This is a genomic window from Ideonella sp., assembly GCF_036277275.1.
Lineage (GTDB): Bacteria > Pseudomonadota > Gammaproteobacteria > Burkholderiales > Burkholderiaceae_C > Ideonella.
Map to the genome: position 1 here is coordinate 41,610 of NZ_DASUNH010000103.1, position 11,184 is coordinate 52,793.

Here is an 11,184-nt window from a genome sequence, read left to right on the forward strand (position 1 = left end):
CTCTTCGTTTCAAGTGGCGTGCGCGGATCCGGCTCTGCCGGTCCGCTGCGCGGTCTTGCGGACCGCGGCGGGCCAGTGGCCCGCCCCTTCGCCAGGCATGAAAGGTCCACTGGACCTTTCATGTCCGGGCTCAACCCCCTCGGGGGGCAGGGCCCGGGAGGACCCGTGGGGGCTCTATTTCACCCGCTGCTTCTCGAGCTTGCGGGCCAAGGTTCGCCTGTGCATGCCGAGGCGGCGCGCGGTCTCCGAGATGTTGAAACCGGTCTCGGCCAGCGTCTCGTGGATGCGCTCCCATTCGAGCGTCTTGATCGAGGTCGTGCGCTCCGTCAGCTCAACCTCGGCGTCGCCTTCGGCGCGGGCGAACGCGGCCTCGATGTCGTCGGTGTTGGCGGGTTTGGCCAGGTAGTGGCGGGCGCCGAGCTTGATCGCCTCGACCGCGGTCGCGATGCTCGCGTAGCCTGTCAGCACGACGATCATCATCTGGTCGTCCTGCTCGTGCAGGTACTGCACACAGGTCAGGCCCGAGCTGCCACCAGCGAGCTTCAAGTCGACCACCGCGTAGCCGGGCTGGTGCGTCTGCAGCAGCGTCTTGACCGATTCGAGATCGACCGCGCGCAGCACCTCGTAGCCGCGCCGCTCGAATGAGCGTGCCAATGTGCGAGCGAAAGCGTCGTCGTCCTCGACGATCAGCAACTGGCGGGCTTCATCGTTCATTCGGTGTCCACTCCGCTGGCATCAGCGCGCTCAAGGGCAGGCTGATGCAGACCTCGGCGCCGCCTTCGGGGCGATTGCGGGCCGTGATGTGGCCCCCCAGCATTCGGGCCACGTTGACCGACAGGAACAAGCCCATGCCGCTGCCAGGGCGGCCCTTGCTGGATTGGTAGGGTTTGCCGAAGAACTCGAGCATCGGCGGGGCGAAACCGGGGCCCTGGTCCTGCACCTTCAGCACCAAAGTGTCGTCGTCGCAGCTGACGCTCAAGCGCAGCGGCAGCGAGGGGGCCGCGTCGCGCGCGTTGTCGAGCACGTTGTCGATCATTTGCTTCAGCGCCACGTCGGAGATCAGTGGCAGGTCCGGCACGCCGCTGCGCCGGTAGTCGAGCGCGCTTCCGGGCCGGGTGCTGCGCCAATGCTGCACCAGTTCGTCAAGGAAGGCGTGCAGCGTGGTCTCCATCGGTGCTTCGCCGCGCGTGCGGCCGGCCGACATCAGGATGCCGCTGACGATGGTCTTGCAGCGCTGGATCTGCACCTGCATCTCCTCGATCTCTTCGCGCAGCTCGGGCTCGCCGGCAAACGGTGCCATGCGCGCCCAGTCACCGAGGATCACCGACAGCGTCGCCAGCGGCGTGCCCAGCTCGTGCGCCGCGCCGGTGGCCAGCAGGCCCATGCGGACGATGTGTTCTTCCTCGGCCGCACGCTGGCGCAACGCGGCCAGGCTCGCGTCGCGCTGGCGCAGGTTGCGGCCGATGCGGCCGATGAAGATCACCAGCAGCGATGCGGTGAGCAGGTAGCACAGCACCAGCCCACCGATGTACTGCGGCGAGAGCACGGGGTTGGCCAGGTGCGGCATCGGCAGCGGGCGGTGCCAGCGCGTCAGCAGCACGAAGCCCAGGCTGGTCGCCACGACGATGGCCCAGATGTAGCGCGGCTTCAGCAGCACCGAGCCGACGGCAACCTGTAGCAGGTACAGGTAGATGAAGGGGTTGGTGATGCCGCCGGCGAAGAACAGCTGCGCGGTCAGCACGCCGACGTCGACCAGCATGCCGGCGAACAGCTCGCCGTTGCCCACCGGCAGCGACAGCCGGCTGCGCTGCAGGCTGGCGACGTTGAACAGCGCCAACGCCGCCAGCAGCGTCAGCATCGGCACCAACGGCAGGTCGACGCCGAGCAGGAAGTTCACCGCGAGGATCGTGACCAGCTGGCCCGCGACGGCGAGCCAGCGCAGCTGGATCAGCTGCAGCAGGTTCTTGCGGCCGGCCAGGCGCTCGGGCACCTTGCCGACCTCGCCGAGCGGCGGTTGACCGGGGGTGTCGTCGTCAGTGTCGGACAGGGACAAGTCCGGGGTCTCCAGCTAGGCTCCTGAGGCGCCTTTCGTCGAGCACCAGGTATCCGAAGGCGCAGGCCGCCATCACCGCCAATGCGAACCAGGTGGCGGCATAGATGCGGTGATTGTTGCTGAAGTGGACGACCGTCAGTCCGGCGCGTGGCCAGTCGCGCGTGGCCGGGTGGGGCGCAGCCTGGTCGACGAAGTAGGGCGCGACACCGGCCTGCAGGCCGCGTGCCGCCGCGATGGCCGCAACGTCACGTGAGTACCAGCGGCCGGCTGTCGCATCGTTGTCGCGCAGGAATGCGCCGCCCGGCTCGGTGAAACGGAGCAGCCCGGTGATGCTCTGGTCGCCGACGGGCGCCGCCGCGGCGCTCAGCACGCGTTCGCGCTGATCGGGGGGCACGAAGCCGCGATTGACGAACACCCAGCGGCCGTCGTCGGCCTGCAGCGGTGTCAGCAACCAGTAGCCGCTGCCGAGTTCGGTGGTAGCCGTCACGAGCGTGCTGCGCGCATGGTCGAAGCGGCCTTGCACGCTGACACGGCGGTACTCGTCCGCCTCGCGGGTCAGCTGGTTCCAGGCGTCCGGGCCGGGAGCGGGCTTCGGCTTCGCATGGCGGTGTTGATCGACACGCGTGATCAGGCTTTCCTTCCACGCCAGCCGCTGCACCTGCCAACTGCCCAGCGCAATGAAAACGGCGAACGCCAACGCCAACGCCGCCGACCAGGCGGCCAGGCGGCGTGTCGAGCGTGGAGTCGGGGTGTACCCACTCATTCGTTGATCGAGGGTGTCACGCACCGCATGTCAGAAACCAAACCAAGGAATTTGCGCGGATCCGGCTTTGCCGGTCCGCTGCAGAAGCCCCCATGGGGGGCAGCGACCGGCAGGGAGCGTGGGGGCTCCATTCACATGTTGCGCATCACCTGCGGATCGGCCGTCGGCATCATGTTGGTGTTCAGGTGGTACATCACCCAGATCGAGCCGGCCAGCATGATCACCACCAGTGCGGCGGTGAAGGTCAGCGCCAGCAGCGACCAGCCGCCTTCGACCTTCGCGTTCAGGTGCAGGAAATAGATCATGTGCACGACCATCTGCACCGCGGCGAAGCCGAGGATCACGAAGGCCGTGACCTTTGGCGACGACATCACGTTGCCCATCACGAGCCAGAACGGAATGGCCGTCAGCACGACCGACAGCAGGAAGCCGATCAGGTACCCCTCGACGGTGGCGTGGTAGCCGCCTTCATCGCCGTGATGGTCGTCGTGGTGTTCGTTGTGGTCGCTCATCGGAACGGAGCTCATCACATGCTCCCCATCAAATACACGAAGGTGAAGACGCCGATCCAGACGACGTCGAGGAAGTGCCAGAACATCGACAGGCACATCAGGCGGCGCTTGTTCTCACGCGTCAGGCCGAGCTTGCGGACCTGCAGCATCAGCACGACCAGCCAGATGCAGCCGAAGGTGACGTGCAGGCCGTGAGTGCCGACGAGCGTGAAGAACGACGACAGGAAGGCACTGCGCCACGGGCCGGCGCCTTCGTGGATCAGGTGGTGGAACTCGTACAGCTCCAGGCCCAGGAAGCCCAGGCCGAACAGGCCCGTGATGCCCAGCCAGATCAGCACGCCGGTCTTGCGGTTGTGCTGCATCGCGATCATCGCGAAGCCGTAGGTGATCGACGAGAACAGCAGCAGCGCGGTGTTGGTCGCGACCAGCGGCAGGTCGAACAGGTCGGCGCCCGACGGGCCGGCGGCATAGCTGCGGCCGAGCACCGCGTAGACGGCGAACAGCACTGCGAACAGCAGGCAGTCGCTCATCAGATACAGCCAGAAGCCCAGCAGCGTGCCTTGCTGCGGGTGGTGGCTGCCGTCGTCGTAGAACACGACCGGCGCGGCCGAGGGGACAACCGGGTTGGAAAGCGTGGTGGCAGTCATGGAGCGAACCTCGTCAGACCGCGGCCAGCGCCGCGGTGCGGGCGTCTTCGCTGCGGGTGACCTCGTCGGCGGGGATGTGGTAGTCGCGGTCGAAGTTGAAGGTGTGCACGATGGCCGCACCGACCGTGGCCAGGAAGGTGATCACGACCGGAATCCACATGTGCCAGACCAGCGCGAAGCCGCAGGCGGTGGCCAGCATCGCGATCACGAAACCGGCGGCCGTGTTCTTCGGCATGTGGATCGGCTTGAAGCCTTGCGTCGGGCGCTGGTGGCCGCGCTGCTTCATGTCGTACCAGGCGTCCTGTTCGTGCACGACCGGCGTGAACGCGAAGTTGTAGTCGGCCGGCGGCGAGGCGGTGGCCCATTCGAGCGTGCGGCCTTCCCACGGGTCGCCGGTCACGTCACGCAGTTCCTTGCGCTTCATGACGCTGACGGCGATCTGGATCAGGAACGCGGCGATGCCGAAGGCGACGATCACCGCGCCGACCGCAGCGATCTGGAACCAGATCTGCAGCGACGGGTCGTCGAAGTGGCTCATGCGGCGCGTGACGCCCATCAGGCCCAGCACGTACAGCGGCGTGAACGCGACCCAGAAACCGACGAACCAGCACCAGAACGAAACCTTGCCCCAGAACGCATCGAGGCGGAAGCCGAAGGCCTTCGGGAACCAGTAGTTGATGCCGGCAAAGATGCCGAACACCACGCCGCCGATGATCACGTTGTGGAAGTGGGCGATCAGGAACAGGCTGTTGTGCAGCACGAAGTCGGCTGCCGGCACGGCCAGCAGCACGCCGGTCATGCCGCCGATCGTGAAGGTGACCATGAAGCCCACCGTCCACAGCATCGGCACCTCGAACTTGATCCGGCCGCGGTACATCGTGAACAGCCAGTTGAAGATCTTCGCCCCGGTCGGGATCGAGATGATCATCGTCGTGATGCCGAAGAACGAGTTGACGCTCGCCCCCGAACCCATCGTGAAGAAGTGGTGCAGCCACACCAGGTATGACAGGATCGTGATCACGACCGTCGCGTAGACCATCGACGCGTAACCGAACAGGCGCTTGCGGCTGAACGTGGAGACGACTTCCGAGAAGATGCCGAAGACGGGCAGCACCAGGATGTAGACCTCGGGGTGGCCCCAGATCCAGATCAGGTTCACGTACAACATCGCGTTGCCGCCGAGGTCGTTCGTGAAGAACGCGGTGCCGAGGTAGCGGTCAGCGGTCAGCAGCGCGAGGGCGGCCGCCAGCACCGGGAAGGTCGCGACGATCAGCACGTTGGTGCACAGCGAGGTCCAGGTGAACACCGGCATCTTCATCATCGTCATGCCCGGCGCGCGCATCTTGATGATGGTCGCGATCAGGTTAATGCCGGACAACGTCGTGCCTATGCCCGCGACCTGCAGTGACCAGAGGTAGTAATCGACCCCGACATCCGGGCTCTGCAACAGCCCCGACAGCGGCGGGTAGGCCAGCCAGCCGGTCTTTGCGAACTCGCCGATGAACAGCGAGATCATCACCAGCACGGCGCCGCCGGTGGTCATCCAGAAGCTGAAGTTGTTCAGGAACGGGAAGGCCACGTCGCGTGCGCCGATCTGCAGCGGCACCACGTAGTTCATGAAGCCGGTGACCAGCGGCATCGCGACGAAGAAGATCATGATCACGCCGTGGGCCGTGAAGATCTGGTCGTAGTGGTGCGGTGGCAGGAAGCCGGCCTGGTCTCCGAACGCCATCGCCTGCTGGGCGCGCATCATCAGCGCATCGGCGAAGCCGCGCAGCAGCATCACGACACCGAGCACGATGTACATGATGCCGATCTTCTTGTGGTCGATGCTGCAGATCCAGTCGCGCCACAACGGGCCCCACAGGCGGAACTTGGTCAGCACGGCCATCAGGCCGAGGCTGCCGAGCGCCACCATCGCGAAGGTGACGATGAGGATCGGCTCGTGCAGCGGGATGGCCTCCCAGCTGAGGCGGCCGAAGAACAGGTTGTTCGAGTCGGTGGAGACGGTGGACGCGGTGGACATCTTGGCTCTCGCGCCGGCGCGCCCGTGGTGGGCGCGTCGGCGAAACGGGGTCGGGGCAGGGTCAGCGCTTGGTCACGGGCAGCGGCTCGCCCAGCAGATTCGTCGGCGTGCACAGGCCGGCGACGACCATGCGCTCGGTGTCGCCTTCTTCGTTGCGCCAGGGTTGGCGCATCAGGCCGGCGATGCCGGGCTTGCCGCTGCCGCCAGCGGCGTCGATGGCCATCATCTGGTGCATGCACATCTTCTGACCGTCGACGCAGCGGTTGACGATGGCGCTGAACAGGCCTGCTTCGACCTTGCCGTAGCGACGCACCGGTTCGCGCTCGCTCGGTTGCTCCAGCTGCTGGTAGGCCGCGCCGTCCAACTGGCTGCCCTGCTGGCGGTTGTTCGCGACCCACTTGTCGAAATCGGCATCCGAGAGGCCGTGGAAGCGGAAGCGCATGTTCGAGAAACCGGCGCCGCTGTAGTTGGCCGACAGGCCTTCGTAGTTGCCGGCCTTGTTGATCACGGCGTGCAGCTTGGTTTCCATGCCCGGCATCGCGTAGACCATGCCGGCCAGCGCGGGCACGTAGAACGCGTTCATCACGTTCGACGAGGTGATGCGGAACTGGATCGGGCGATCGACCGGCGCGGCGAGCTCGTTGACGGTGGCAACGCCCTGCTCCGGGTAGAGGAACAGCCATTTCCAGTCGAGCGCGACGACCTCGACGACCAGCGGCTTCACGTCGGCCGGGAGCGGGCGCTCGGCGTCGATGCGATCCAGCGGGCGGTACGGATCGAGCTTGTGGGTGCTGATCCAGGTGATCGCGCCCAGCGCAATGATGATCAGCAGCGGGGCGCCCCAGATGATCAGCTCGAGGCGGGTCGAGTGGTCCCAGTCGGGCGAATACGTGGCTTCGGTGTTCGATTGGCGATAACGCCAGGCGAAGAACAAAGTCAGCGCGATCACGGGTACGATGATCAGCAGCATCAGCAGCGTCGAGGTGACGATGAGTTGCGCTTGTTGGGCGGCAATGTCGCCATGAGGCTTCATCACCACCGTGTCGCAGCCGGTGAGGCCCAGTGCGAGGCCGGCTAGACCCACGCGGGCCAAAGTGCTGGAGAGTGAGCGTAGGAGTGACATCAGGGTTACCGAGCGCGCGGGAAAACGCCAGTTGCGCAGCGAGCCGGAATCTATCCTGATTGATCCAAATCAACGATTGGACAATTTGTCCCAGGCCCCGTGACCCAGCCGTTTGCCACCCCGTCTTCCGCCGCCGTGCTGCCAACTTTTCACGGTCCTGCTCCCTCCGCTTCCGGCCCCGTCAAGCCTGCCGATGCCGATGTCGCCCCCGGTGACATCGCCGTCGGCGTCGTGATCGGCCGGGCGTCCGAATACTTCGACTTCTTCGTCTACGGCATCGCGTCGGTGCTGGTGTTCCCGGCGGTGTTCTTCCCGTTCGCCGACCGGCTGCAGGGCACGCTGTACGCCTTCGCGCTGTTCGCGGTGGCCTTCGTGGTGCGCCCGGTGGGCACCGTGGTCAGCATGCAGATCCAGCAGCGCTTCGGCCGCAGCGCGAAGCTGACGGTCTCGCTGTTCCTGCTGGGCAGCTCGACAGTGGGCATGGCCTTGCTGCCGGGTTACGAGCAGGCGGGCTCGGCGGCCATCGTGCTGCTGATGCTGTGCCGCATCGGCCAGGGCCTGGCGCTGGGCGGTTCGTGGGACGGCCTGCCGTCGCTGCTGGCGCTGAACGCGCCGGAGCACAAGCGCGGCTGGTACGCGATGCTCGGCCAGCTGGGCGCCCCGATCGGCTTCTTCGTCGCCTGTGGCGTCTTCGCCTACCTGTGGGCCAACCTGAGCTCGCAGGACTTCCTCACCTGGGGCTGGCGTTATCCGTTCTTCGCCGCGTTCGCGATCAACGTCGTCGCGCTGTTCGCGCGGCTGCGCCTGGTGGTGACGCATGAATACGAGCGCCAGCTCGAGCGGCACGAGCTCGATCCGTGCGATGTCGGCGAGCTGTTCGCCGAGCAGGGCCACAACGTGGTGATTGGCGCCTTCGCCGCGATGGCCAGCTACGCGCTGTTCCACCTCGTCACGGTGTTCCCGCTGTCGTGGATCATGCTGTATTCGGAGCAGTCGGTCGGCCAGTTCATGGCGGTTGAGCTGGTCGGGGCGGTGCTGGCTGCGGCCGCGATGCCGCTGTCCGGCTGGGTGGCCGATCGCATCGGCCGTCGCCGCACGCTGGGTGGCCTGGCGGTGCTGATCGCGATCTTCAGCCTGGTCACGCCGGCGCTGCTGGGCGGTGGCGTGGCCGGTGAGGACACCTTCATCCTGATCGGCTTCGTGCTGCTCGGCCTGTCGTATGGCCAGGCAGCCGGTTCGGTCACCTCGAACTTCCTGCCGCAATTCCGCTACACCGGCGCGGCCCTGTCGGCCGACCTGGCCTGGCTGGTCGGCGCCGCGTTCGCCCCTCTGGTGGCACTGGGCCTGGGCGCGAAGTTCGGCCTGATCGCGGTTAGCTTGTACTTGCTTTCGGGCGCCGCCTGCACGCTGCTGGCGCTGCGCGCGAACAAGGCGCTGTCGTCGGCGGTTCGCGACTGATCGAACACGGCGCTGGCTGCGCCGAAGCTAGCCCGGGAGAGGCGCCAGCCCATGGCGCGCCCGGGCCCGCGCGCAGGCCGCGTCACCGCGGCCCAGCGGAGCCAGCATGCCGAACTCGCGGCACGGCCCGGGGCGCCATTCGTAGATCCCGCAGCGGGCGTTGACGCCGACTTGACCGCTGAGCGCCGCGCAACGCGGCTGCGCGTGGTCGGTGCCGCGCATCCGGCAGGTGTGGCTGGTGACGGTGACCGCAAGGCCGTCCGGCACCGTGCCGCCCTCGCTCATCAACTCGTCGCGCGCGAAATCGACGCGAAAGCTCGCACAGCAGGCGCCGCAGTGCACGCAGGGGTTGTCGGCGGGGGGGCTCATGAGGCTTCGTTGTCGGGTTCGGCGGCACGCACCACAGTGACCGTGCAGTCGGATTCAGCCACGACTTGCGATGACACGCTGCCCAGATAGCGTCGCAAAGCCGAGTTGCCGCGTGCGCCCATCACGATGTGGTCGATGTGGTTGCGGCGGGCGAACTCGACGAGTGCCGACGCCGCATCCGGCGCCTCCAACACATGAAAGGTCAGCCGCCCGTCGTCCAGGTTCAGCGCCTTGCTGATCGGCCGCGCCCAGTGCTTCAGGCCGATCAGCTGCTTCACGTGCACGCTCTGGCCGTGTTCGTCGGTCAGCTCGTCCATGCCGATGCGCGCGGTGCGCATCACGCTGACGCAGGCCAGCCGCGCGCCGGGTTCGGTCAGCACGATGCGGCGCACGGTTTCGCGCAGCTCCTCGAGCAGGTTCGTGCCGGCGCTTTCGATATCGACCGCGGCCAGAATGATCGGGCTCTTCTTGACCACTTCGGTGGCGTTGACGGGCCGTGCGTCAGGCTCGGCACCGAGCGCAAAGAACCAGCGTTTGAAGCGCTTGAAGGCGCTGCTGCGCTGCAGCTTTGCGGCGCGCTTGGTCAGCGGCACCTGGGCCGGGTCCTGCAATGCCAGGCCGAGTTGGGCCGCGCTCTGGTACCGGTGCTCGGCCTTGACCTCCAGGCACTTCAGGATCACCTCCTGCAGCCAAGGCGGGCAATCTGCGCGCAGCGCGCGCGGCGGCACCGGATCGACGTAGAGCCGGCGGCGCAGTCCTTGCACCGAATCGGGTGCGCCGAATGGCCGCTCGCCAGTGGTGAAGTGGTAGAGCATCACGCCCAGCGCGAACAGGTCGCTGCGCGGGTCATTGCGCACGAACTGCACCTGTTCGGGCGACATGTACGGCCCGGTGCCCATCGGCAGCGTGAACTCCTCGTCCAGCAGGTCGGGCAGGTGGTCATGGCGCGACAGGCCGAAGTCGATCAGCACGGCCGTGCCGTCGGGCCGGAACAGGATGTTGCTCGGCTTGATGTCCAGGTGCACCACATGCTGGTGGTGCAGGTCGTGCAGCGCATCCGCCACCCGCGAACCGATCTCGACCACCTCGTCGAGCGCGAGGGGTGCCTCGTCGAGCCGCGGCCGCAGCGACGGCCCGGGGATGTGTTCCATCACGATGTAGGGCTGGCGCGTGAAGTCGCCCTTGGCGATGAACTTGGGCACATGCGGGCCGCTGAGCATCGGCATGATCATCCGCTCGACCTCGAAGCCGACGATGGTGGCCGGGTCCTCGCCGCCCTTGATGCGCGGCACCTTCATCAGCAGCGGCAGCTCTGCCGGCGCGGGCTGGCCGTCGGCTTCGAGCCGCGTCACACGCCACAGCGTGGCCATGCCGCCCTGGTGCAGCGATTCTTCGAGGCGGAATTGGTCGACCACCTGGCCGACAGCCAGCGGGCGCGGGCCCACGGCGGTGAAGCTACTCTCCATGCGCCAAGCGGTCGGCCAATGCAGCAGGCAGGCCGGCCTGGCGGATCTTGTCGGCAGCCGTCTCGTGGTCGTAAGGCACCCGGTGGAAGGTGAGCATTTGCTCCTCGATGTCGAACATCGCGTAGCAGGCGGCGGGATTGCCGTCGCGCGGCTGGCCAGCCGAGCCGGGAATCACCAGCCATTGGCGGTGCGACGGCACCGGGATCGGCACGCCGGGCGTCGGCACGAAGTCACCTGCCTTGCCGGTGCCCGACAGGTGGAACAGCTTGGGTTCGTGCATGTGGCCGCAGAAGGTGTAGTGGCAAGGCGTTGCATGCAGGCTGCGCACGGCCTCGATGCGACTCTGGATGTATTCCCACTCCGCCGGAGCGAAGGCGTTGGCGTGCACGAACAGCATGTCGCCGTCGGTCTTGGCCAGCGGCAGGCCTTCCAGAAATCCCAGCTGGCGCGGGCTCAGCTGGGCATGCGTCCATTCGATGACGCGACGTGCATCGAGCCGCATGTGGGGCGAAGGGCCCTTGGTGGCGCCGGCGTCGTGGTTGCCGCCGACGGCGATGGCACCTTGATCAACGAAGCCCATCACCGTGTCGACGACCCAGCCCGGGTCGGCACCGTAGCCGACGTAGTCGCCCAGGAACGCGTAGCGACCGGCACCCTGGCCACGGGCGTGGTCCAGCACCGATTGCACCGCCTCGCGGTTGGCGTGCAGGTCGGTGATCAAGGCGAGTTTCATGAGCCGATTGTCTCCAGCGCACCATGTTGCCGAG

Annotated in this window: 11 protein-coding genes; 1 reads left to right on the forward strand and 10 read right to left on the reverse strand. The window is 66.9% G+C overall.

Going from position 1 to position 11,184, the window contains the following annotated elements; translation table 11 throughout:
* Nucleotides 1-174: 174 nt before the first annotated feature.
* From VFY73_RS17270 to cyoA, 7 genes are all read right to left on the reverse strand, one after another.
* Entirely contained in the window at nt 175-714 is a 540-nt protein-coding gene (locus VFY73_RS17270) for a response regulator transcription factor (RefSeq protein WP_329720974.1), read from the reverse strand.
* Nucleotides 704-2,053: an ATP-binding protein gene (locus VFY73_RS17275; protein WP_329720976.1), complete on the reverse strand. Its 1,350-nt coding sequence runs from the start codon at nt 2,051-2,053 to the stop codon at nt 704-706. Before VFY73_RS17275 ends, VFY73_RS17270 begins: the two co-directional genes overlap by 11 nt.
* A complete protein-coding gene (locus tag VFY73_RS17280) occupies nt 2,034-2,816 on the reverse strand; it encodes an SURF1 family protein (RefSeq protein WP_329720978.1) in 783 nt (260 codons plus the stop codon). The genes VFY73_RS17275 and VFY73_RS17280 overlap by 20 nt, the downstream gene beginning before the upstream one ends.
* Before the next feature lie 131 nt (nt 2,817-2,947).
* Nucleotides 2,948-3,343 carry a cytochrome o ubiquinol oxidase subunit IV gene (gene cyoD, locus VFY73_RS17285; RefSeq protein WP_414654482.1) on the reverse strand — a complete coding sequence of 132 codons (396 nt, stop codon included), beginning with the start codon at nt 3,341-3,343 and terminating at the stop codon, nt 2,948-2,950.
* On the reverse strand, nt 3,343-3,975 hold the full coding sequence (gene cyoC, locus VFY73_RS17290; RefSeq protein WP_329720980.1) for a cytochrome o ubiquinol oxidase subunit III: 633 nt from the start codon (nt 3,973-3,975) through the stop codon (nt 3,343-3,345). Before cyoC ends, cyoD begins: the two co-directional genes overlap by 1 nt.
* 13 nt (nt 3,976-3,988) lie before the next feature.
* Entirely contained in the window at nt 3,989-6,001 is a 2,013-nt protein-coding gene (gene cyoB / locus VFY73_RS17295) for a cytochrome o ubiquinol oxidase subunit I (RefSeq protein ID WP_329720982.1), read from the reverse strand.
* A 61-nt stretch (nt 6,002-6,062) separates the two neighbouring features.
* Entirely contained in the window at nt 6,063-7,124 is a 1,062-nt protein-coding gene (gene cyoA / locus VFY73_RS17300) for a ubiquinol oxidase subunit II (RefSeq protein WP_329720984.1), read from the reverse strand.
* A 138-nt stretch (nt 7,125-7,262) separates the two neighbouring features.
* Here cyoA and VFY73_RS17305 point away from each other — a divergent pair, with 138 nt between their 5' ends.
* Nucleotides 7,263-8,582 (forward strand): MFS transporter, encoded by a 1,320-nt coding sequence (locus VFY73_RS17305; RefSeq protein ID WP_329721002.1) that lies wholly within the window; start codon nt 7,263-7,265, stop codon nt 8,580-8,582.
* 27 nt (nt 8,583-8,609) lie between these two features.
* On the opposite strand, the gene VFY73_RS17310 is transcribed toward VFY73_RS17305, so the two are convergent.
* From VFY73_RS17310 to VFY73_RS17320, 3 genes are read right to left on the reverse strand one after another with little or no spacing between them, the layout of a single operon-like run.
* Nucleotides 8,610-8,951: a YkgJ family cysteine cluster protein gene (locus VFY73_RS17310; RefSeq protein WP_329720986.1), complete on the reverse strand. Its 342-nt coding sequence runs from the start codon at nt 8,949-8,951 to the stop codon at nt 8,610-8,612.
* A complete protein-coding gene (locus VFY73_RS17315) occupies nt 8,948-10,417 on the reverse strand; it encodes a bifunctional serine/threonine-protein kinase/universal stress protein (RefSeq protein WP_329720988.1) in 1,470 nt (489 codons plus the stop codon). The genes VFY73_RS17310 and VFY73_RS17315 overlap by 4 nt, the downstream gene beginning before the upstream one ends.
* A complete protein-coding gene (locus tag VFY73_RS17320) occupies nt 10,407-11,150 on the reverse strand; it encodes a metallophosphoesterase family protein (protein WP_329720990.1) in 744 nt (247 codons plus the stop codon). The genes VFY73_RS17315 and VFY73_RS17320 overlap by 11 nt, the downstream gene beginning before the upstream one ends.
* Nucleotides 11,151-11,184 lie beyond the last annotated feature (34 nt).